A 21,840-nucleotide genomic window follows, 5' to 3' on the forward strand; every position below is an offset into this window, starting at 1 on the left:
TTGCCTATAAGTCAATATAAAAACAGGCATCTATTGCATGAAAATATTCCTAAATGTTTCCTCCGCAACTACACAAAAACCAAGTGAAATAGTTGGTACAGATATCCACCTTAGGGTCCAAAGCAAGCCAGCCACTTGAGAATTACCTATAGACACTTCTGTTAAATCGGCACGTAATCTTTTTGGCACAACCCATCCCATTAACACTGAAAGAATCAACCCAGAAGCAATTAAAAGTGTATTCATAACTGAATCTACTTTTACAAGAAAATTGACATTTATTGCAGAGGGTATGCCCAAAAGAGCTACTAGGGCAACTGAACACAAAACTGCCTTGTTTCTATTCCAACCCAAATTATCTATCAAGGAACTCACAGGAACTTCAAGTAAAGATATTGAAGAGGTGATAGCGGCTATATAAACCAAAGAGAAGAATGTAACACTCACGATTTTGCCTGCAATCCCTAAAGAAGGTAGTGCTAAGCCATGCGGCAATGTAGAAAAAAGAGTCCCAACTGTTCCAGCACCGACTAAATCACCAAGCCCCAAAATTGCAACTAAAGGGAACGTGACACAACCAGCAAGCAATCCAACAGCAGTATCCATTGTTACGACAGCTAAGGCTTCACCAGGAATTGAACTCTTGCGACTCAAATAAGCTGAATATGCCAATATCGCTCCAATTCCAGTTCCAACCGAAAAGAACGCTTGCTTAAATGCATTAGCAATAGTAGAAGGGTCAAGAAGTTGTTTTGCATCCCATCCAAACAAAAATGCGTAGCCCTCATGAGCATTGGGCTGAAATACTGCCCAAATTGCTAGGCATATCAACATAAAGAAAAGAAGTGGTACTCCTAAGCGCGTAAGCCTCTCTATTCCTCCACGCACTCCAGCTGCAACAACAATTCCAGTTAAAGCAATACTTAGAAGTTGACCTATAAGTGAAACACTACCAGTACTTATCGATGGGAAATAATCAGTTGCTGCGGACTTATCAACTGGAAGTTGACCAAGTAATGCATTTAAAAGAGTAGTTCCTGTATAACCCATTAAAACAACATAATAAGAAAGAATTCCTACAGAAACGACAAGGAAAAGCCATCCCAAAAGCCCCCAGGATTTACCTGCAATTTCAGCAGGAGCACGCAAAGGGGACTTTCTGGTACTCCTTCCAAGGGCCATCTCCGCCACCAACAATGGAAGGCAGACCAAAAAAACTATTACCAAATACAGCAGAACAAATGCGCCTCCACCTCCTTGAGATGCGCGATAGGCAAAACCCCATAAATTGCCCAAACCAACTGCACTTCCTGCTGCTGCAAGAACAAAGCCAAGTCCTGAACCCCAACGTTCTTTAGTCACTGTCATTAGATGATGTTTCTTTCAAGGTTGGCCTAAGCATGAAGCCTTAGACCATGTAATGGGAGACTGTATTTAACTGCTGGAACAGTGTGAAAGCCATAAGCGTCCTGGGCTCGACCGGTTCAATTGGCACACAAACCCTTGAGATTGCTGAGGAATTCCCAGAAAAATTCAGGGTTGTAGCAATTTCAGCTGGGCGCAATTTGCCTCTACTAGTGAAGCAAATCCAAAAACATAAACCTGAAGTTGTAGCTCTAGCCGACAATTCTCTGTTGCCCGAACTCGAAGAACGTCTTAAAGACCTTGACTCAAAAGAGCTATCTAGTTCTTTGCCAAAACTATTGGGAGGCCAAGATGGCCTTAATACAGTTGCATCATGGGATAAAGCAGAGCTTGTAGTAACAGGAATAGTTGGCTGCGCTGGCCTACTTCCTACACTTGCTGCAGTTAGAGCAGGAAAGGATCTTGCTCTTGCAAATAAAGAAACACTCATCGCCGCTGGGCCAGTTGTCTTACCCGAATTAAAGAAAAGCGGGAGTCGTCTATTACCAGCCGACTCAGAACACTCCGCAATTTTTCAATGCCTGCAAGGCACTCCCTGGCCAGAAAATGCAAGGTTGTCAACAGGGTTAGCAACTCCTGGATTACGCCATATCCAACTAACTGCTTCAGGTGGTGCTTTTCGAGATTGGTCTACCAGTGATCTAAAAAAAGCAACTGTCAAAGATGCAACCAGTCATCCAAATTGGAGCATGGGCAAAAAAATAACTGTAGATTCTGCAACCCTAATGAATAAAGGACTAGAAGTAATTGAGGCTCACTATCTTTTTGGGATCGAATACAACCAAATCGAAATTGTTATACACCCTCAAAGCATTATCCACTCAATGATAGAGCTATCAGATTCCTCGGTTTTGGCACAGCTTGGCTGGCCAGACATGAAACTACCAATCTTGTATTGCATGAGCTGGCCTAAGCGTTTAGAAACACCCTGGAGGCGGTTAGACCTTACAGAAATAAGTCAACTAACATTTAATTCTCCAGATACAAGAAAATACCCTTGTATGACACTTGCCTATGAAGCTGGTCTTGCAGGCGGGACAATGCCAGCTGTTCTAAATGCAGCTAACGAAGAGGCAGTTGCACAGTTCCTTGATGAAAAAATACACTTTCTAGATATTCCAATGCTTATAGAAAAAGCCTGTGAAAGACACAAGAAAGATCTCAACCAAGAGCCAAACTTAGAAGAAGTTCTAAGTATTGACAAATGGGCACGAAAGGTTGTTCAAGAAGAAATAAATAAATCTACTAAATTATCAGTTTAATGCCTAAAAATGAATAAAATCAAGGTAAGTCACCATTTATTATTGTGTGCTACGCCTACCAAGCAAGCATGTTGCAAGTCAGCAGCAGGTGCAGATAGTTGGGAGGCGCTGAAAAGATTATTAAAAGAACTAAAACTTGAAGAACTGCATAATACCGAAGGGATTGTATTAAGAAGCAAAGTAGATTGCCTTAGAATTTGTAGCGGTGGACCAATATTACTTGTCTGGCCAGATGGGATTTGGTACGGAGGAGTTACACCAGAAAGAATCGAAAAGATTATCAATCAACACATAATAGATGGGATACCAATTAATGAATGGATAATCAGAAGAACCCCTATCAAATTAGCCTAAAAAACAAAAGCTAGAACCCTAATTCTGCGAACCATCTTTCCACCAATAAATCACCCCAGCAACCTCCAATACCATGAAAACCATTGTGTCCTCCACGTGAAGTAATCACTAGGTCTATTTTCCCATCTTTAAGAGATTGGATGCTATTTTCTAATTCCAATAATCCCGAAACTGGAACCCAAGGATCATCAGAAGACTGCATCATTAAAGTTCGCGGTAATTTTCTGCCTTGATTGAGAATTGAAGCTAAAGGAGAAGCCTTAATGTAATACTCATCAACGCTCTTATAACCCCATCTTGGAGCTGTTATAGCCGCATCAAAATCACGAATAGTTCTTATAGGACCAGAACCATCTAAACCATTATTCAAGAGATCTTTTTCCGTAAGATTTAAGCCAAATGGATCCTCTAGAGTTTGTCTTATTAGTCTTTTCAAAAGCCAACTCTGATAAACCATATTCCTAGGTCTTTGAATTGATGCACTACAAGAGCACAAATCAAGCGGACTGCTAGTACAAACTAATGCATCCAATAAGGGCTTATCAGAATCTTCTAAGTTATCTGATACCAAACATGCATTTAATAAAATAGTGCCACCTAGAGAAATTCCTGCTCCGAGCAATGGCATATCTTTTTTTAATTTGCCTCCCTTACCAGAAAATTCACGACATAACCTCCTGGCCGTAATAAAGACTTCTCGAAGATCACTATTACAACTAGCTGAATATGTACCCCCTGCCAGATGTCTGCCTGGGTCAGCACCCCTCAAGTTAAGTCTTAGAACACCAAAACCTGCTTCATTAAGTTTCACTCCCATTCTTCGTAAACCTAATCGACTACTAGAGCCTCCTAAGCCATGAAGCAAAAGGACAATGCCCCTCATATTTTCTATCTCGATAGGCTTATCAAAAAAGGCCAATAAATAGCCAGGTCCAGCAGCAGCACTAGGTAATTCAGGTATGGGAATTTCTAATGGATCTCCCTTATCCTCAGGCAAATGTTCGTTGCCAAAGGTATCTCTAAGAGTTTGCAAATCCCCACCTATCCATGGCCAGCGCTCCTTAAAAATTGGCATTTCCAATCTTTCAAGAAGCGAGGACACTCTTTTATCCCTTTCTACCAACACCTAACTCCTTAAGTTCTACCAAAAGGTCTCCCAATACCTTCTTAGCATCACCAAAAACCATCGAAGTATTTACCAGTTCAAAAAGGTCATTCTTAATCCCAGAATATCCAGCACTCATGCCTCGCTTAACAACAAAAACAGTTCTTGCCTCTTGAACATCAAGAACAGGCATGCCGTAAAGAGGAGAACTCGAATCATTTTTAGCCTGAGGGTTTACAACATCATTGGCTCCAAGAACAAGAACTACATCAGTAGCAGGGAATTCTGGATTTATAACATCCATCTCTTTTAACTGTTCATAAGGCACGTCAGCCTCAGCAAGAAGAACATTCATGTGACCAGGCATTCTTCCTGCTACTGGGTGAATTGCGTAATCAACTTGAATACCACTTGACTCCAAAACACGAGTAACTTCTCTCAAAGTGTGCTGAGCTTGGGCAACCGCTAAGCCATAACCTGGAACAACAACAACTCTTTCGGCAGCCTCTAAAGTCAGCGCACATTCTTCAACACTGCAACTAGTAATATTGGTGTATTCACCTGGACTTTCTCCACTAGAATTGGTTGCCCCAAGGGCACCTCCAAAAAGGACAGATAAAAGAGATCTATTCATACCATTACACATCACCTGGGTAAGAATTAATCCCGCTGCACCCACCATTGCACCTGCAACAATTAACAACTGGCTTCTAACAACAAAACCTGCTGCAGCCGCTGCAACACCTGAATAACTATTAAGCAGAGAAATCACAACTGGCATATCAGCGCCACCAATTGGAAGAGTCACGCCAATACCAAGAAGTGTTGAGCCAATTACTAATAGCCAAAGCCCCTTAAAGTCTCCAATTTGAAAGAAATGAAAAGCTGCTACTAAGGCAAGAGCTGCAAAAGCAATATTTACGACATGTCTGATCTTGCTTTGCATCCAAGCTGGGGTAGACAGCCAGCCCTGCAACTTAGCCATTGCGACTATTGATCCACTAAAAGTAATGGCCCCAACAAAAACAGAAACAACTATTGAGATATTTTCAATAAGACCATTTGCAAGTTCCTCATTAGGGAATAAAGCAACTCCCATCGCAACCAATAGCGATGACATCCCTCCACAGCCATTAAACAAAGCCACTGTTTCTGGCATTGCTGTCATAGGTACTCTTTGCGCAGTAACCATGCCTAAGAGCCCTCCAATAAGGATTCCAGACAAAATCCAAATAAAAGCTTGAGGGGAAGCTTTTAATTCACCAAAAGAGCTAACTAATACTCCTACCACTGCAAGTGACATTGCTAAGGCAGCAACCCTATTGGCCTCTCTTGCTGAGCGAACCTTAGAAAGACCTTTAATGCCCAAAGCAAGCAAAAGAACTGCTACCAGATCAATCAGGTATTTAAGAAGTTGAACAGAATTCATTAGCGGTTTTCCTTACTTCGGTTTGATTTACGGCTAAACATTGCAAGCATTCGATCTGTTACCAAGAATCCACCAATCACATTGAACAAAGCGAAGCCAAGTGCTACTGAACCAATCAAAAGCAAAGGAGTTTTTTCGCCTGCGTTAATAATCAAGGTGAGAGCAGCAAGCATGGTTATGCCTGATATGGCATTAGCCCCACTCATCAAGGGTGTATGAAGCGTTGGTGGAACCTTCCCAATAAGCTCCAAGCCAAGAAGACTCCCTAACAAAAGCACCCAAAGGGCCTCACTAACAAAATCCATCAGATTGCTCCACCGGGATTAAGGACATCAGGCGACAGAATCTTGCCTTCTTTACTTATCAAACAACCAGCAATCAATTCATCGTCAAGATTAAGGAAGAGCTGGCCGTCTTTTATCAAAGGCTTAAGAAGCGCTAGAAGATTACGTGCATATAACGAGCTCGCATGATTTGCAACGGAACATGGCAATTCTGAAGCTCCTATAAGCTTCACACCCTTTCTATCAACTGTTTTAGCAGGGTCTGTACAAGCCGAATTGCCTCCCTGAGAAACAGCAAGGTCAATTACCACTGATCCAGGCCTCATGCGATCGAGCATATCCTCACTAATAAGGCGAGGAGCTCTTTTGCCTGGGACTTGTGCCGTACAGATCGCCACATCTGCTTCTGCTAGCTGATCAGAAAGTTGCTGACGCTGAGCAGCTAGAAAAGTCTGAGAAGCCTCATTCGCATAACCACCAGATTCAGCTGGCTTTTCTTCAAGTTGAGGAGGATCAATGAACCTTGCTCCTAAGGACTCAACCTGTTCCTTCACTGCAGGGCGAATATCACTTACATAAACGACTGCTCCAAGGCGTCTTGCAGTAGCAACTGCTTGCAAACCTGCGACTCCAGCACCTAATACAACAACCTTGGCAGGCTGAACGGTACCTGCAGCAGTCATAAGCATCGGGAAATAGCGATCAAGCTGTGCTGCCGCAAGTAACACTGCTTTATAGCCAGCGATATTGGCCTGAGAAGAAAGTGCATCTGCAGCTTGAGCTCTACTAATTCGAGGTAAAAGTTCAAGAGCAATCGCTGACAGCTCATGAGATTGGACTACAGAAGACAATGCAACATTTGAATAAGGAGCCAGTAGCCCTACAAGCAATGCACCTGGCTTCAAAAGAGACAAAGAGTCTTCTGTGGGGGTTTGGACACAAAGGACTGCATCTGCTTCTTTCCAGGCGGCCTGATCCTGAGGAGCAACAAGCTGACAACCAACTGCTGCATATGTCGAATCGACAAAACCAGCATCTAGGCCAGCGTTCATTTCCATAGCCACATTGCAGCCCATAGCAACGAACTTCTTGACTGTCTCTGGGGTTGCAGAGACTCGGGTCTCACCAGGAGCAGTTTCTTTTGGGATTAAAAGTCTGGGCAAAACGAAAAGCCTTTAGACCCAAGGGAGATTAGATGTGAATGGTCCATGATCGGGAACTTTTCTGAAGAAGGCTTTTAAAAGCTCATGTATTAGCTATTACTCAGTAAGACAGTTCAACTCCTCTAAATGGGCCTTACTGCAATCGAATGTCCTGATGGCGTATGCCATAGCCACCATGGCGGTCATGCTGTGGACAGAGCCACAATGAAAAGAAACCTGCAAGTGCATGGCAAAGAATGGTGTGAGCGACTTGCAGAACGCATCTATGAAATGTCGGTAGATACCTTTTCTCAAACGGTTATGCCAAGCCTTCATTCATCTGGCTGGCAAAGGCGTCATCTGAATTGGGAATTCAAACTTGACAAGGAGCAATCCGAGCCAGACGAAACACTAGTCGAGGGAATTATCAATGCCACTGAGAGTTTTCTTCGAAGCAGCGAGGTTCACAGGTTATTCATACAAGAACTAGTTCAAGGAACATTTGCTGAAGCTACTGAAGACAATCTTCGAGCAACTGCCGTACGAAAACTTGTTGAAGATAATTTACTAATAATTTTACAAAATCAAAAAGAAGAGCTGATTAGCAAAATTACAAAGGAACTTTTAGAAGGCACTAACTCAAGCAAAGAGCTTGCACATAATGCTGCCTCAGAGGGGCTTGACGAAGTTCAAAGGTTACTGATGAACCATACTGAGGCGATGTGTTGAACTCATAAACCCAACATGTAACAATGCAAAGGCAAACAAGAACAATTCTTGCACCTACTTAAGCTGACCAGAAAACAATTCAATAACTAATAAAGTTTTTAGAGTTTTTACTTGCGCCTAAAGCAGCGATTGTTAAAAAGGGATATTTATATTTTCTGTTTTATTACGACTCTATCTTTTGAGCTTCAAAGGAGTTCAGACAAACTAAGTATTCTTCCTCGTCTATGGCAAAGACAACTGACGCAACTTTTGAGGCGTCGTATTACAAATGTCTCTGACAAGGAAAAGGATGTATTAATTCATGCAGGACCAGGTGCAGGAAAGACTCTTGGCGCATTGATGAGTTTTAAAAAAATGAAGGAGGAAGGCCATCTCTCTAACTTTGTTGTCTTTTGCCATAGGAACTCAATCTGTACTCAATGGCGCAAAACCGCTTTGAAACTTGGATTAAAGCTTATAGATTTCGATGAATTCTCCTCAGACTTAACAAGTTTTGACGGAATACTCACGACTTACCAAGGGGCTGCCTCTAAAAAAGATGAGCTAATAGAGGCATTTTCTGGCCTTATAGAAGGAGGATTTCTTGCTATTGCTGACGAAGCACATCATTTAGGAGTGAACCCAGAAGAACCAGAAAAACAAGCATGGGGAACAACATTTTTAGAGCTAACTTTGCAAAGCAAATTGAGATTAGGACTCACTGGAACGCCTTTTAGGTCTGACAACCTTGCATTTTGTGCTGCCAGAAAAATACGAGTTAGAACCAATTCAGGTGTATTTGAACAAATCAATCCAGACCTCTGCATAGAGCCCCGTGAACTCATCGCAAATGGAGATGTGCGTCCAATTGAATTCAGATTTCAAGATGGGTGGGTTGAACACAGCAAACCAGGCCAACCAGATCGAGAGCTATCCCTTATCTCATCTGAAAACAGAGAAAGTTGGCGAGCTCGAAATCTTCGCCGTTGCATCCGCCTCTCTGACTCCAGCAGCATTGCAATGCAACTTCTTATCAAGGCAAAGCTTCAACTACAAAAAATAAGAGAACACCACCCGAACGCTGCTGGCTTAGTGATTTCTAGAGATATTCAACATGCCAAGGCAATTAGCTGTGCTTTAAAGGAAGACGGGGAAAGCGTGGAACTTGTTCACTCCCAAGATAGTGATGCGAATGAACGATTAGCTGATTTTCAAATGAGTCAAGCCAAGTGGCTAGTCAGCGTCGATATGTGTTCAGAAGGTTTTGACTCCCCACGAATACGCGTGGTGGCCTATCTGACAACAGTTATCACAAGGAGTCGCTTCTTACAAGGGATTACACGAGCGGTAAGGATGGACTCCCAAAGAGCAGCAGATGAGCCCATTCCGCGTGATCCCTCATATGTTTTCGCCCCAGCTGACCCTGTGCTAATTAATCACGCACAGGATTGGGCCAAATCTCAGCCATACCAAATAAAATCGAGCACGATTTCAACCAGTGATCTAGAAAACTTCGGAGAAAGTTCTCATAGGCCGAGCCTACCTCTAGAAGCCATTAACGATGGAGCAGGAAAGGTTATCAGGATGCACACACCTGAACTACCGGCTTTCTTGAAAAAATGATTCTTTTTGTAGAGAAAATGCTGTTTTAACTACAGAAAACATTTTTTGGGCCAATAAACATGCAATCTGGTGTGCATTGGGGACAAATCATGGACGCATCTCTTCAACGAAGGCTGAATGTAGCCAGCTGTTGGGCATCCTCCAGAATTGCAGTACTCGACTGCCTTGAACGCTACGAAGACAGCTATGCAGTTATGCAGGAATTCCAGGAATGGATAGCTTGCCTAGGCGAAAATCCAAAGCACCTAGAAGGTAGTTTTCTCAAAGTACCTACTGATTTATTAACTTCTTTAGAGCAAACCTCAAAAGACATCGACGAGATGCTGGAAATATAAAGAAAAGATTAAGCCTGGAAACATTTTTTCCTGTTTTCTTGGCAAAGTACTTTTTATCTTTTCTGAGTACTTTTGGATTAACTTCTTAAATCCATAAGGGCCTATTCTTGGAAGCTGAAAATGCGCCTTAAAACATGGGCGAAATTATTACACCTAGAGCATTGCCTATTGAAAATATAGTCATAGTTGGATCAGGACCAGCTGGATATACCGCAGCAATTTATGCAGCAAGATCAAACCTACAACCCTTGCTTATAACTGGCTTCAAAAGAGGAGGTATCCCTGGCGGCCAATTAATGACAACCACACACGTGGAAAATTTTCCTGGCTTCCCCGATGGGGTAATGGGCCCAGAACTAATGGACCTAATGAAAGCTCAGGCAATCAGGTGGGGAACACAGCTTTTAGAGGCAGACGTAGATGAAATAAACCTAATAGAGAAACCTTTCAGGCTCATTACTCTTGAAAAGACAATAACTACTCACGCTCTGATCTTGGCCACGGGTGCCAAAGCTAACCGCTTAGGCCTTCCTCAAGAAAATCTTTTTTGGAGTAAAGGAATTAGTGCATGTGCAATATGTGATGGAGCCACCCCTCAATTCCGTCAAGAGCAACTAGCTGTTGTAGGAGGGGGAGACTCAGCATGCGAAGAAGCTATCCATCTCACAAAATATGGTAGTCACGTTCATCTATTAGTCCGTTCCAATCAACTCAAGGCGAGTGCCGCAATGGCTGATCGAGTTGCCAGTAATAAACAAATAAAAATTCACTGGGAAACTAAAATATTAGATGTCTATGGTGATGAATGGCTCAAGGGGATAAAAGTCATATCTATAAAAACAAATCAAGAAAAAAACATAGAAGTAAAAGGTTTATTTTATGCTATCGGGCATACTCCAAATACCGAGCTAGTACTTAATCAGCTTGATTGCACATCCAATGGCTATCTAAAAACCAACCCAGGCCGTCCAGAGACCTCAGTCGAAGGAGTCTTTGCCGCAGGTGATATAGCAGATGCAGAATGGAGACAAGGGATTACAGCTGCTGGAAGTGGGTGCAAAGCTGCCTTGGCTGCTGAGCGTTGGCTAAGCAAAAAAAATCTTTCCAAACCGATTCAAAGAGATCCAATTGAACCTCCATCGATAGATAAATCCACACCAATATCAACCACGACAAAAGAAAATTACGACGAAAATGCCCTTTGGCAAAAAGGCAATTTTGCCCTTAGAAAGCTATATCATGCAGACAATAAACCTCTATTAGTCATATATACTTCCCCTCACTGCGGTCCCTGTCACGTACTTAAACCACAACTAAAAAGAGTTCTGGAAGAACTTGAAGGGAAAGTACAAGGAGTTGAAATTGATATTGAGGCAGATCCAGAGATTGCTAAGCAGGCTGGTATTAATGGAACACCTACAGTTCATCTATTTCAATCAAAAGTTCTCAAAGCTCAATGGCTTGGTTTCAAGCAAAGAAGTGAATTCAAGCAAGTAATCGAATCAACCCTAGAAATAAATAAATAAATAAATTATTTACGCCTTGGTCCTCCTGGGCGGTTGCCCCCAGGCCGGCCCCCAGGAGCTCCTACATTTCTTTCTCGATAAGTAATTCTTCCTCGAGTTAAATCATACGGACTTATCTCAACAAGTACCTTATCGCCAGCCAAAAGCTTAATCCTGAACTTAGTCAATTTGCCTGCTGCTCGACATAGGCACTGGTGACCTGCAGGTTGCTCAAGAGTTACCAAATAGAATCCATTGCCTTGTTCCTTCTCAATAACACCGGATGTCTCAATCATGCCTTTGATCCAGTCATTTGTTTATATAGGTCATTTTAGGCTTATAGGTGCTTAAAAAGCTCTTAGTGCGATCAACAAAAAAAATCAAAGAAATTTTCCATCGAAAGTATCTATAGTTTTTTTCGGAAGTAGTCCTTCATCAGCCAATAGATTCTTGAAGTTCTCTTACCGTTTGCCATTGTCCATAGTAGTAATTTGCCCGTGCACGTCGTTCAGCATCTTCAAGGCCATCAAAAGCATCAAAACCAACATTCCTCCACAATTGATTACCACAAGTTCGATCGAGCTCTTCAGTAGCCTCACTAGCTAAGTTATCCAGCCTGCGCTGAAGGTTCTTTACCTGAAATACAGACATGAAACAGGAAACAAATGAAATTCCAAGTCCATAGTACAAAGAAACTACAGACTTGCCAGGGGGCTGCTTTTCTGAATTTCAAAAAGGCAGCTTTTTCTTTGCATCCTTATCTAGATCAGCTTCCATTTCACGAAGGCGTTTCAAAATCATGTCGTAATACTCTCTGATATAACTCTCCAAACCTGTTGTTTCGGTTGGATCAAGGTTAAAAGCTTTATATGTTTCCTCCATAGGTGCATCTAAGCACCCACCCCCTCCGGTGACCTCTGCAAAAGAAAGGCGTTCAGCAACATTAAGAGTAGGTTGAAAAAATGAAACTAGTTGCTTTGCTACTGAAATTAGAAAAGGAGATACTCTCAAAACCTTTGCTGTCTTATCAGTAATTCCCTCACACAACTTGACCAGTTCCTCAGGTCTCCATGCCTTAGGCCCAACCACTGGAAAGCTTTCCCGTAAGGTTTCTGAACGAGTTAATGCTGCTACAGCAAATTTTGCCATGTCTTGTGTATTCATATAAGCAATTGAACTTGGATTACCACTTATCCAAACAGGCTGACTATCAAGTACAGGAATAGCGAATTGGCCAATAACACCCTGCATAAATGCAGCACCTTGGAGGATTGTGTAATCCAAGGAAGATTCTTTTAAGAGGTTCTCTGTGCAGTACTTAATGTCCATCAATGGAACATTCCTAAAGTTTTCAGCTGCTAAAAGAGAAAGAAAAATCACACGCTTGACACCTAATCGATCACAAGCTCTATATAAATTGAGTTTCCCGTCCCAATCTGTCTTGTAAACACTGTTTGGGTCATCTGGCCTCCCAGTTGCTGCATCAATAACAGCATCCACACCATCCAAGGCATATTCCAAGCTCTCTACATCAAGCAAATCACCTTGAGTCAACTCACAGCCCCATTCCTGCAAGAATGCAGCCTTGCGTGGAGCTCGAACAACGCATCTAACTTGATGGCCAGCATCAATAGCACGTTTGGCAATCTGCCTTCCGAGAGTACCGGTGCCACCAACCACCAGAACCTGCATAGGTAACTTCATTTAGAAACAGGAGCCTAAATGGGCAAAACAAATATTGCGTGGACTAGTCACCTTGAAACTTCAGTAAAAGAGCTCCTCCAGCAAGTCCTATGGGGATCAACACCCAAAAAATGGCTGCTATACCAAAAATCTCGGAGGCCATTGCAAATGGTAAAACTCTTCTCACCTATTTAAAGCCCTCAAGGGGCAAACTATCTACCACCTGACCAAAAAGCCAATATTCATGAACAATCAAGTTGATCCAAAAAAGGAACTGTCATCCAAAAAAACCAATAGGTGGGGGGGAGCCTTTAGCGATACTGGTTAGTGGAATTTTCCGACTTGTCTTGAGAGGACATATCTGCTCATTATTAAAAAACGAGGGTCTCAAAATGGATTTTAGTGATTGGGGAGAATCCCATATTTGGGACTGGAAAGGGTTTCAATGTCACTGGAGAGTTCTCGGAGAGCCAAATTCACGCCCAATAGTTTTGGTACATGGCTTTGGGGCTAGCAGCAACCATTGGCGACATAATGCCAAAGTTTTTGCAAAAGATGGATATAGGGTCTTTGGACTTGATTTAATTGGTTTCGGTTCCTCAAGTCAACCAAAACCAGATCCAAGAAATCCCCTGGATAATTATTTTTGGGCGAAACAAATTGTGGCTTTCCTTGAGGAAATTGTTAAACCAAAAAGTAGCGGCCCATCAGTTCTTATAGGCAACTCCCTTGGGAGTCTTGCCGCTATAACAACTGTGGCATTTCGCCCTGATCTTGTCGCTGCTGTTATCGCAGCACCTTTACCTGACCCCGCAATAATGACGCCATTAGCAAAGCAAACGGCATCACCTTTATGCCAAAAAATAAAAAAGAAATTTATAACAGTTTTCTTTCACTTAATACCTCTGGAGTTAATTGTTTTTTTTATTTCCAAGACTTTCTTAATCAAGACAGGTTTGCAAATGGCTTACAGCAAATCCATTCAAGGAGATAAAGAGCTCCATCGCCTTATAACTCAACCAGCCCGAAGGCCAACAGCACCAAGAGCATTGAGGTCAATGTGTATAGGGATGACCCTTCGAAGGAGAGAACATACAGCACCACTTCTTTTACAAAAGATTGCCCAGGCAGTAATACGACCTCCAATACTTCTTATATGGGGCAAGGAAGACCGACTTGTCCCTTTATTTATTGGACATACAATTGTTGGGATGCATCCCTGGCTTAAATTATTGGTTATAGATTCTTGCGGACACTGTCCTCACGACGAGTTGCCCGATGAGTTCAATAAAACAGTTTTGAACTGGCTGAAAAGCAACTTAATTGGTGATCCACGACTGGCATGAAGCACACTCTCTCAGTTCTAGTAGAAGACGAGTCAGGAGCTTTAAGCAGAATTGCTGGGCTGTTTGCCCGTAGAGGCTTCAATATTGATAGCTTGGCAGTTGGGCCTGCAGAGGCACAAGGGCAGTCGCGCCTAACCATGGTTGTTGAAGGTGATGACCAAACACTTCAACAAATGACAAAGCAGTTGGAAAAATTACTAAATGTCCTGCAAGTTTTAGACCTGAGCTGTAGGCCAGCTGTTGAGAGAGAATTGATGTTGCTAAAGGTATCTGCTCCAGCCAATAAGAGAAGCTCAATTCTTGATCTGGTTCAAGTTTTTAGAGCAAAGGTAGTCGACGTAGCTGATGAAGCTTTAACACTTGAGGTCGTAGGAGATCCAGGAAAATTAGTTGCGCTAGAAAAGCTGCTCAAACCTTATGGAATTATCGAAATAGCTCGTACAGGAAAAGTTGCATTAGAAAGAGCCTCTGGAGTTAATACTGAATTACTAAAAGTTTCAACCAGCGGTGGAAGAGTTCCCGCATAATTTAAAAATCTCCTTTCGTACTAATTAGATTGTAAATAAGAAGCTTTAATAATGCTGTCTCCCTGAGCGATCTTATCAACAACCTCCATACCCTTAACAACCCGCCCAAAAACAGAATATCGACCATCAAGTTCTGGCAAATTGCGCAAAGATATATAAAACTGGGCACTTGCGGAATTCACAGCTTGTGACCTAGCCATAGCTAATGCGCCTCGTTGATGAGTCAACTCAAGCTGAGCTAAATCATTTGGTTCATTTACCAAACTTCCATATAAAGGATCTTTCCGGGTTCTCAATTTCAACTCAAGTGGGATGAAACGAGGTTTACCAAGAGCCTCATCAAAAAAATTTCCAGTTCCATAATTAGCTTCTGGAGTATCTGAGTTCTTAGTTGTCGGGTCTCCACCCTGAACCACAAAAGGAACAGGCTCCCTTATTACCCTGTGAAAAATTGTCCCGTCGTAAACCCCTCTATTAACAAGGTCAAGAAAATTGCCTGCTGTAACAGGAGCAGATTCGCCATCCAATTCCAAAAGGAAGCTTCCTCTATTTGTAATCATTTCAACTCTTGCAATACCATTCAGACATGGGCTCAAAACATCAGAGCAGCCAAGAGAAATCTCCCCCTTTGATGAATTTGTACAACCAGATACAAAGAGAATCAAACATAAAGCCGTAGTCAAAAAACACTTCTGAAAATGAGCTCTACTAAATCCAAACATTTAGATACCCTCAAGATTGACTCCTAAAAAGCGAGCCAACTCAGCGCCTTCTTGTTCTAACTGACTAATAGGTATCGGGTCCCCTACCCGCGTTAAGGGCAAATCTGCTCGACCATTGACTCGTAATGAAATTCTTCTACGAGGATTCACGCCATCTCGTAATTCCAGGCGAACTGCCTTTACATCATTTAATGGGATTTCAATGTTGAAATCCTTTAAATACCCTCTACGAGAAATAAGCACCACCCCTTTTGCCTTATCAAAACGATTGATACCACCTCCGAAATCTATTGAGTAAAGAGCCCATATATAGATTGCCAAAAGGCTTGCAAGAATCCCATAAACCCCCATCACAAGACCTTGTGGAACAAAAATCAATTCTTCAGGGTGTCCAATTGGAAGAAAGCCTTCACCGAAATAACTTGAAAGAGATGCGAGCGAAAAGCCAATCCCACCAATGGTCACAACCAGGCCAACTAACAAATTCGAGAGACGCCTTGATCCTGTAACTGACTGCTGTAAAAGCTCTTTAGAAGAATTTTCGTTAGAAGAGATGTTCTGCATATCAACGGACATATCAGGCTAAAAGGGGAGTCCATTTTGCCCTGGAAAAGCCAATTCTGACCAAAATAAACAACCTTCTGAATCGGTCTACCAATACAAGGGGTTTCAGATGAGAGCAATTTCCCCCCAAATTCTGCTCAGAAATTGTTAATGTCACCCGGTATCCAACAGCCTGCGACTCCCGCACCGTTTTCACCCATGACGATCGCTGTAGGAAGCGCGCCACAGCAAGGATGGTTTGACGTCCTCGATGACTGGCTCAAGCGCGACCGCTTCGTTTTTGTTGGCTGGTCCGGCATTCTCCTTTTCCCAACTGCTTACTTGGCACTTGGGGGATGGTTCGTCGGAACAACCTTCGTTACCTCCTGGTACACCCATGGTGTTGCCAGTTCCTATTTAGAAGGATGCAACTTCCTTACCGCTGCTGTTAGTACCCCTGGCGATGCCATGGGTCACAGCTTGTTGTTGCTTTGGGGCCCAGAGGCTCAGGGCGATTTCGTTCGCTGGTGTCAACTAGGCGGACTTTGGAATTTTGTTGCCTTGCACGGCATTTTCTCCCTGATCGGTTTCATGCTCCGTCAGTTTGAAATCGCTCGATTGATCAACATTCGTCCATACAACGCTCTGGCCTTTTCGGCTCCTATAGCGGTATTTATGGCTTGCTTCCTAATTTATCCATTAGGTCAGCACAGCTGGTTCTTCGCTCCTTCTTTTGGAGTAGCAGCAATTTTCCGCTTCATCCTGTTTATTCAAGGGTTCCATAATTGGACACTCAACCCATTCCACATGATGGGGGTAGCAGGAATTCTTGGAGGAGCTCTACTTTGCGCAATTCATGGCGCAACAGTACAGAACACTCTCTATGAAGACAGCAGTGTTTATTCAGACGGGAAAAAGCAAAGCACTACTTTTAGAGCTTTTGACCCGACCCAAGAAGAAGAGACCTACTCAATGGTCACAGCCAACCGCTTCTGGAGTCAGATCTTCGGAATCGCTTTTTCAAACAAGCGTTGGCTTCACTTCTTCATGCTTTTCGTTCCTGTAATGGGAATGTGGGCACCATCCATCGGAATAGTTGGTCTGGCCGTAAACCTTCGTGCTTACGACTTTGTTAGCCAAGAGATTCGCGCAGCTGAAGATCCTGAGTTCGAAACCTTCTATACAAAGAATGTTCTATTGAACGAAGGCATGCGCGCATGGATGGCATCCGCAGACCAGCCACACGAAAACTTTGTATTCCCTGAGGAGGTACTGCCCCGTGGAAACGCCCTTTAATAACCTTTTAAAGGCTCCGAATCAAAGTATTGATTCAACTGGCTACGCCTGGTATGTAGGCAATGCACGCCTAATAAACCTGTCTGGGCGGCTTTTAGGGGCACATATTGCTCACGCCGGTCTAATGGTCTTTTGGGCAGGGGCAATGTTGCTCTATGAGGTGAGTCACTTCACCTTTGACAAGCCCATGTGGGAGCAAGGTCTCATCCTTATGCCTCATGTAGCCACTTTTGGTTACGGAATAGGCGTTGGAGGTGAGGTCACCGATATCCTTCCATTCTTCCAAGCAGGTGTTGTTCACCTTGTTGCCTCAGCAATACTTGGATTTGGAGGCATTTATCACTCCTTGGCCGGTCCTGAGAAGCTTGAGGAAGCTTTCCCATTCTTCTCTACAGATTGGAGAGACAAAGATCAGATGACCACAATTCTTGGTCGTCACCTTTGTGTTCTTGGCTTGGGTTCAATCCTATTCTCATTGAATTGGATTTTCCTTGGCGGTGCCTACGACACTTGGGCACCTGGTGGTGGGGCAGTTAGGTTGATTTCCAACCCAACGCTTAATCCAATAAGACTTCACTATTGGCTAGCCAATACTCCTTGGGGTGGTGGTGGCTGGATAGTAGGGGTCAACTCAATGGAAGACATTGTTGGTGGTCATGTTTGGCTAGGGATCATTCAGCTTCTTGGCGGACATTTCCACATGCAGACCAAGCCTTTCGGATGGGCTCGACGAGCATTTATTTGGAATGGCGAGGGCCTTCTTAGCTATGCATTAGGTGGTCTATGTGTTGCAAGCTTTGTTGCATCAACCTTCATCTGGTTCAACAACACTGCTTACCCATCTGAGTTCTACGGACCTACTAACGCTGAAGCTTCTCAAGCTCAGAGTTTCACCTTCCTTGTAAGAGACCAAAGAATTGGTGCAAACATCGGATCTGCCATGGGTCCAACTGGCCTTGGTAAGTATTTGATGCGTTCACCAACTGGTGAAATCATCTTTGGTGGTGAAACAATGCGTTTCTGGGATTTCCGTGGACCATGGTTGGAACCCCTCAGAGGACCTAATGGCTTAAGCCTAGATAAGCTTCAAAACGATATTCAGCCATGGCAGGTTCGCCGTGCGGCTGAATACATGACACACGCACCTAACGCATCAATTAACTCCGTTGGCGGCATCATTACTGAGCCCAATGCAGTTAACTTTGTGAATCTGCGTCAGTGGCTAGCCTCAGCTCACTTCTTCCTTGGTTGGTTTACTTTTGTAGGCCATCTATGGCATGCAGGTCGAGCAAGAGCAGCTGCTGCAGGCTTTGAAAAAGGGATTGATCGCAAGACCGAACCAGCCCTTGAAATGCCTGATCTCGACTAACTAAAAGTAATCAATCAAATATTGGTTACTTTGAAAACAATAAAAAAGGCCTCACATAAAAATTGTGAGGCCTTTTTTATTGGAAAGTTCTTTTCAAGTCAGGTCTCCAATCATTGACAAAGATCTCCTTAACCAAGGGAGACTTAACCCTATAACATTACTAAAACATCCTTCTATAGATGCAATAAAAACGCCTCCAGCCCCCTCAATTGCAAAGCCTCCAGCACAATTCATTGGCTCACCACTAGAAACATAATATTCGATTTCCTGGGTAGTCATTTTCGCGAAAAAAACCTTCGTACTTATTGTTTCTTTTATAAGTCTCTTCTGAGAATTATGTCCTAAGCAATTGCTATCTAACGAAGATACAGCTAAAGCATGACCTGTATGTAAAATCCCAAAATTTGATTGCATTCGATGCCAACGGCTTATTGCCTCTTTTTCATTAGAAGGCTTACCAAATACCTCTCCCTCAAACTCAAACAATGAATCACAGCCCAAAACAGCCGTAATTTTCTCAGCACTCAAATCGCTAAAATGGTTATCTGAGGAGATTTTTTGAAAAACCGCTTCAGCCTTTGCTTCAGCTAGAAGTTGAACCAAAATTTGTGGATTTGAATGGCCAATGCTCTCTTCATTTAACCCACTAACAACAACTTGATGAGGGATTTGGACTTGATTCAAAAGCCTTTGTCTGGCATTGGAAGCGGAGGCAAGAATAAGCAAAAGGAATTGCACTTATCAGCAACACCCGTAGGCTGCCATTAATCCTTCACCTTGCAACATCTACATTGGCGATCAAGATTGAAGAAATCGACCTTATCAGCCGAAAGAGAGCCTCAAAAGCTTTGAGGTGCCTTAAATTCAACAAAAAATTCTATAAAGACATAAGACTCCTAGGGCTCAATGCAGAGGGGGTAATTACTCAAGGCAGCAAATACGCCAAGCAAGAGGCCAAATGGTACAGAAGCACGAATGACGTTGAAGGTGCATTCCGATGGCTAATTACATTGGGGGTCCTTCGCCGTGAGGTCGATGGACAAGGCCTTACTTCCAAAGTTCGCCTAACTCCATTGGCCAGAAAGATGCTTGAGGAAAAACCAGATCTTCCAGACGAACATCCTGGAATTTTGGAAAAAGCAATCCACACCATTTATCGCAGTTGGCCAATTCGATGAGATCCTCTTCAGTCCAAAAACCAATCATGGTCTTTGGGACCTCAAGCGGTGCAGGTAAATCTCTTACGACCATTGCTATTTGCCGCATGCTTCTCAACCTAGGCGATACCCCTTTGCCCTTTAAAGGCCAAAACATGAGTAACAACGCCTGGGTAGATGAAGATGGCGGAGAAATGGCATATTCACAAGCCGTTCAGGCATGGGCAGCAGGCCAAACTCCAATATGCGCTATGAACCCTGTACTCCTAAAGCCCAAAGGTAATTGCACGAGTGAAGTGATCCACCTTGGCGAAAGCGTGGGGATTGCAAAAGCCGAAACCTACTACGATGAATGGTTCCGTCCTGGGTGGCTCGCAATACGCAAGGGACTAACCAAACTAAAAAGCACTGAACAAACTGGAAGACTTGTAATAGAAGGCGCAGGAAGTCCAGTAGAAATTAATTTGCAATATAGAGACCTAACAAACTTAAGAATCGCCCAATTCCTTAGAGCGAATTGTCTCCTGGTAGCAGATATAGAGAGAGGTGGTGTTTTTGCTCAAATAGTTGGGACTCTTTCTTTATTAAGACCAATTGAGAAATCCCTGATAAAAGGAATATTAATCAATCGTTTTAGAGGCCGCAAAGAACTTTTTGAAGAGGGCAAGAAATGGCTAGAAAATCAAACTGGAATTCCAGTTATAGGTGTAATGCCATGGCTAAATGATTTTTTCCCGCCAGAAGACTCTCTCGATTTAATAGAAATTGGGCGTAGAAAAAGCAGCTCCGAAATAGAAATTGCAGTAATTAAACTACCTTCAATAAGCAACTTTTCAGATTTAGATCCATTAAAGAATGAGCCTAGCGTTGATCTTCACTTGATCGAACCAGGATCAATTTTAGGCAACCCTGATGCGCTGATAATACCTGGAAGCAAACAAACAATAAAAGATCTTCAAGTGCTTCATGAAAGCGGATTAGCAAATCAAATAAAATCTTTCGCCAATAACGGAGGAATTGTTCTAGGGATTTGCGGAGGGATGCAAATGTTAGGCCACGAACTTCATGACCCATTAAAGTTAGAAAATTCACCTAAAGGAGTAGAGTCAGGAAAACATATTGGCCTTGAACTGCTCCCAATCAAAACAGTTTTTGAAAAGAATAAGTCACTCCAACAAAGACATATTAGAGCTTCCTGGCCAGCCTGTACATTAGTCAAAGGCTTTGAACTTCACCATGGGGAAAGTCGTTTAATTAGCGAAATAAATCATGGGACTGATACAATAACAGAAGATCCATCACTAGGATGGGTTAAAACAAGTAAGTACTATTCATCAATAGCAGGAACATATCTCCATGGGATTCTAGATAATGGAACATGGAGAAGGCTCTGGCTTAACCAAATCAGAAAGCAAAAGGGAATAGAAGAGCTCCCACACAAAACCAAGGATCATTCAGAACAAAGAGATGGCTTAATAAATAAGTTGGCTGATATCTTTGCAGAAGAAGTTAATATCGAACCTCTACTAGAAAAATGATTGAGACTCAAATTTGTATTGAGTGGCCAAATGGAGAGAAGTCCTATGTTTACCCAGGCACAAGTTGGCTTGCAGTCGCAAAGTCCGTTGGCGTTGAAATCCCTACTGGATGCTTGAGTGGTAGTTGTGGTGCATGCGAAATAGAAGTAAATGGAAAAGTTGTTAGGGCATGTATTAATAACGTTGAGAATACGAAGTCAGGCAAAATCAAAGTCGACTTTGCTGAAGATCCATACTGGTAATAAATCAATTAAAAAAGGGGTTAATGTGGATTTGCAAAGTCACTTGCTAATTTAGATAGGCCTTATACGCCTCCCCGAACATAGGAACTAATTGGCAGGAATAGGATAACTGAAGAAAGCAAACCAGCTAAAATAAAGAATTTCACATAACCATTTTTATACTGCATCATCTTATGCAAAAAGATCATAGATACAAATGTCAACGTGGACAAGAAAGATAAAACTTTTGCTGAAAGAAGGTCAAT

The 21,840-nt window shown here is 42.7% G+C and carries 25 protein-coding genes; 13 read left to right on the forward strand and 12 right to left on the reverse strand.

Annotation, left to right across the window (positions count from 1 at the left end; genetic code table 11):
• Nucleotides 1-30: 30 nt before the first annotated feature.
• On the reverse strand, nucleotides 31-1,362 hold the full coding sequence (locus tag SOI83_RS03035; RefSeq protein WP_320677166.1) for a sodium-dependent transporter: 1,332 nt from the start codon (nucleotides 1,360-1,362) through the stop codon (nucleotides 31-33).
• An 89-nt stretch (nucleotides 1,363-1,451) separates the two neighbouring features.
• Between SOI83_RS03035 and SOI83_RS03040 the strand changes: the two genes are divergently transcribed.
• Both SOI83_RS03040 and SOI83_RS03045 read left to right on the forward strand, forming a co-directional pair.
• Nucleotides 1,452-2,687, forward strand: coding sequence for a 1-deoxy-D-xylulose-5-phosphate reductoisomerase (locus SOI83_RS03040; protein WP_320677167.1), 1,236 nt, complete (start codon nucleotides 1,452-1,454; stop codon nucleotides 2,685-2,687).
• Between the two features lie 9 nt (nucleotides 2,688-2,696).
• Nucleotides 2,697-3,041 (forward strand): (2Fe-2S) ferredoxin domain-containing protein, encoded by a 345-nt coding sequence (locus tag SOI83_RS03045; protein ID WP_320677168.1) that lies wholly within the window; start codon nucleotides 2,697-2,699, stop codon nucleotides 3,039-3,041.
• Between the two features lie 10 nt (nucleotides 3,042-3,051).
• Here SOI83_RS03045 and SOI83_RS03050 read toward each other — a convergent pair whose 3' ends face one another.
• Genes SOI83_RS03050 through SOI83_RS03065 form a run of 4 tightly spaced genes read right to left on the reverse strand, consistent with a single transcriptional unit; the run spans nucleotide 3,052 to nucleotide 7,022 of the window.
• A complete protein-coding gene (locus SOI83_RS03050; RefSeq protein ID WP_414153437.1) occupies nucleotides 3,052-4,116 on the reverse strand; it encodes an alpha/beta hydrolase in 1,065 nt (354 codons plus the stop codon).
• A 31-nt stretch (nucleotides 4,117-4,147) separates the two neighbouring features.
• A complete protein-coding gene (locus tag SOI83_RS03055; RefSeq protein ID WP_320677170.1) occupies nucleotides 4,148-5,575 on the reverse strand; it encodes an NAD(P)(+) transhydrogenase (Re/Si-specific) subunit beta in 1,428 nt (475 codons plus the stop codon).
• Entirely contained in the window at nucleotides 5,575-5,880 is a 306-nt protein-coding gene (locus SOI83_RS03060; protein ID WP_320677171.1) for an NAD(P) transhydrogenase subunit alpha, read from the reverse strand. The genes SOI83_RS03055 and SOI83_RS03060 overlap by 1 nt, the downstream gene beginning before the upstream one ends.
• Nucleotides 5,880-7,022: a Re/Si-specific NAD(P)(+) transhydrogenase subunit alpha gene (locus SOI83_RS03065; RefSeq protein WP_320677173.1), complete on the reverse strand. Its 1,143-nt coding sequence runs from the start codon at nucleotides 7,020-7,022 to the stop codon at nucleotides 5,880-5,882. Before SOI83_RS03065 ends, SOI83_RS03060 begins: the two co-directional genes overlap by 1 nt.
• A 126-nt stretch (nucleotides 7,023-7,148) precedes the next feature.
• Between SOI83_RS03065 and SOI83_RS03070 the strand changes: the two genes are divergently transcribed.
• The 4 genes from SOI83_RS03070 (at nucleotide 7,149) to trxB (ending at nucleotide 11,193) form a co-directional block, all read left to right on the forward strand.
• The gene (locus SOI83_RS03070) at nucleotides 7,149-7,730 is read left to right on the forward strand and encodes an EF-1 guanine nucleotide exchange domain-containing protein (protein ID WP_320677174.1); all 582 of its coding nucleotides are present in this window, start codon (nucleotides 7,149-7,151) and stop codon (nucleotides 7,728-7,730) included.
• 210 nt (nucleotides 7,731-7,940) lie between these two features.
• Complete coding sequence (locus SOI83_RS03075; RefSeq protein ID WP_414153438.1) at nucleotides 7,941-9,332, forward strand: DEAD/DEAH box helicase; 1,392 nt, start codon at nucleotides 7,941-7,943, stop codon at nucleotides 9,330-9,332.
• A gap of 89 nt (nucleotides 9,333-9,421) precedes the next feature.
• Nucleotides 9,422-9,667 carry a hypothetical protein gene (locus tag SOI83_RS03080; RefSeq protein WP_320677175.1) on the forward strand — a complete coding sequence of 82 codons (246 nt, stop codon included), beginning with the start codon at nucleotides 9,422-9,424 and terminating at the stop codon, nucleotides 9,665-9,667.
• Between the two features lie 134 nt (nucleotides 9,668-9,801).
• On the forward strand, nucleotides 9,802-11,193 hold the full coding sequence (gene trxB, locus SOI83_RS03085; RefSeq protein ID WP_320677176.1) for a thioredoxin-disulfide reductase: 1,392 nt from the start codon (nucleotides 9,802-9,804) through the stop codon (nucleotides 11,191-11,193).
• A gap of 5 nt (nucleotides 11,194-11,198) precedes the next feature.
• Here the strand turns inward: trxB and infA are convergent, their stop codons facing one another.
• From infA to petM, 4 genes are all read right to left on the reverse strand, one after another.
• Nucleotides 11,199-11,468 carry a translation initiation factor IF-1 gene (gene infA / locus SOI83_RS03090; RefSeq protein WP_320677177.1) on the reverse strand — a complete coding sequence of 90 codons (270 nt, stop codon included), beginning with the start codon at nucleotides 11,466-11,468 and terminating at the stop codon, nucleotides 11,199-11,201.
• A gap of 139 nt (nucleotides 11,469-11,607) precedes the next feature.
• Nucleotides 11,608-11,823, reverse strand: coding sequence for a hypothetical protein (locus SOI83_RS03095; protein ID WP_320677178.1), 216 nt, complete (start codon nucleotides 11,821-11,823; stop codon nucleotides 11,608-11,610).
• A 78-nt stretch (nucleotides 11,824-11,901) separates the two neighbouring features.
• Nucleotides 11,902-12,864 carry an NAD(P)H-binding protein gene (locus tag SOI83_RS03100; RefSeq protein WP_320677610.1) on the reverse strand — a complete coding sequence of 321 codons (963 nt, stop codon included), beginning with the start codon at nucleotides 12,862-12,864 and terminating at the stop codon, nucleotides 11,902-11,904.
• 55 nt (nucleotides 12,865-12,919) lie between these two features.
• On the reverse strand, nucleotides 12,920-13,018 hold the full coding sequence (gene petM / locus SOI83_RS03105) for a cytochrome b6-f complex subunit PetM (RefSeq protein ID WP_320677179.1): 99 nt from the start codon (nucleotides 13,016-13,018) through the stop codon (nucleotides 12,920-12,922).
• Between the two features lie 229 nt (nucleotides 13,019-13,247).
• Between petM and SOI83_RS03110 the strand changes: the two genes are divergently transcribed.
• Both SOI83_RS03110 and ilvN read left to right on the forward strand, forming a co-directional pair.
• Nucleotides 13,248-14,201, forward strand: a complete 954-nt coding sequence (locus SOI83_RS03110) for an alpha/beta fold hydrolase (RefSeq protein ID WP_320677180.1) — start codon at nucleotides 13,248-13,250, stop codon at nucleotides 14,199-14,201.
• Nucleotides 14,198-14,728, forward strand: a complete 531-nt coding sequence (gene ilvN, locus SOI83_RS03115) for an acetolactate synthase small subunit (RefSeq protein ID WP_320677181.1) — start codon at nucleotides 14,198-14,200, stop codon at nucleotides 14,726-14,728. Before SOI83_RS03110 ends, ilvN begins: the two co-directional genes overlap by 4 nt.
• A gap of 20 nt (nucleotides 14,729-14,748) precedes the next feature.
• On the opposite strand, the gene SOI83_RS03120 is transcribed toward ilvN, so the two are convergent.
• Nucleotides 14,749-15,450 carry a peptidylprolyl isomerase gene (locus SOI83_RS03120; protein WP_320677182.1) on the reverse strand — a complete coding sequence of 234 codons (702 nt, stop codon included), beginning with the start codon at nucleotides 15,448-15,450 and terminating at the stop codon, nucleotides 14,749-14,751.
• Nucleotides 15,451-16,026, reverse strand: coding sequence for a photosystem I assembly protein Ycf4 (locus tag SOI83_RS03125; protein ID WP_320677183.1), 576 nt, complete (start codon nucleotides 16,024-16,026; stop codon nucleotides 15,451-15,453).
• Between the two features lie 186 nt (nucleotides 16,027-16,212).
• On the opposite strand from SOI83_RS03125, the gene psbD reads away from it, so the two are divergent.
• Together psbD and psbC are read left to right on the forward strand one after the other, a co-directional pair.
• A complete protein-coding gene (gene psbD / locus SOI83_RS03130; protein ID WP_320677184.1) occupies nucleotides 16,213-17,289 on the forward strand; it encodes a photosystem II D2 protein (photosystem q(a) protein) in 1,077 nt (358 codons plus the stop codon).
• Nucleotides 17,273-18,658: a photosystem II reaction center protein CP43 gene (gene psbC / locus SOI83_RS03135; protein ID WP_320677185.1), complete on the forward strand. Its 1,386-nt coding sequence runs from the start codon at nucleotides 17,273-17,275 to the stop codon at nucleotides 18,656-18,658. Before psbD ends, psbC begins: the two co-directional genes overlap by 17 nt.
• A 93-nt stretch (nucleotides 18,659-18,751) precedes the next feature.
• Here psbC and SOI83_RS03140 read toward each other — a convergent pair whose 3' ends face one another.
• The gene (locus SOI83_RS03140; RefSeq protein ID WP_320677612.1) at nucleotides 18,752-19,384 is read right to left on the reverse strand and encodes a nucleoside triphosphate pyrophosphatase; all 633 of its coding nucleotides are present in this window, start codon (nucleotides 19,382-19,384) and stop codon (nucleotides 18,752-18,754) included.
• A gap of 122 nt (nucleotides 19,385-19,506) precedes the next feature.
• Between SOI83_RS03140 and SOI83_RS03145 the strand changes: the two genes are divergently transcribed.
• From SOI83_RS03145 to SOI83_RS03155, 3 genes are read left to right on the forward strand one after another with little or no spacing between them, the layout of a single operon-like run.
• Nucleotides 19,507-19,836, forward strand: a complete 330-nt coding sequence (locus SOI83_RS03145; RefSeq protein WP_320677186.1) for an Npun_F0494 family protein — start codon at nucleotides 19,507-19,509, stop codon at nucleotides 19,834-19,836.
• Entirely contained in the window at nucleotides 19,833-21,353 is a 1,521-nt protein-coding gene (locus SOI83_RS03150) for a cobyric acid synthase (protein WP_320677187.1), read from the forward strand. The genes SOI83_RS03145 and SOI83_RS03150 overlap by 4 nt, the downstream gene beginning before the upstream one ends.
• A complete protein-coding gene (locus tag SOI83_RS03155; protein WP_320677188.1) occupies nucleotides 21,350-21,595 on the forward strand; it encodes a 2Fe-2S iron-sulfur cluster-binding protein in 246 nt (81 codons plus the stop codon). Before SOI83_RS03150 ends, SOI83_RS03155 begins: the two co-directional genes overlap by 4 nt.
• Nucleotides 21,596-21,840 lie beyond the last annotated feature (245 nt).

It is taken from the genome of Prochlorococcus sp. MIT 1300 (assembly GCF_034092375.1).
In the GTDB taxonomy this organism is placed as follows: domain Bacteria; phylum Cyanobacteriota; class Cyanobacteriia; order PCC-6307; family Cyanobiaceae; genus MIT-1300.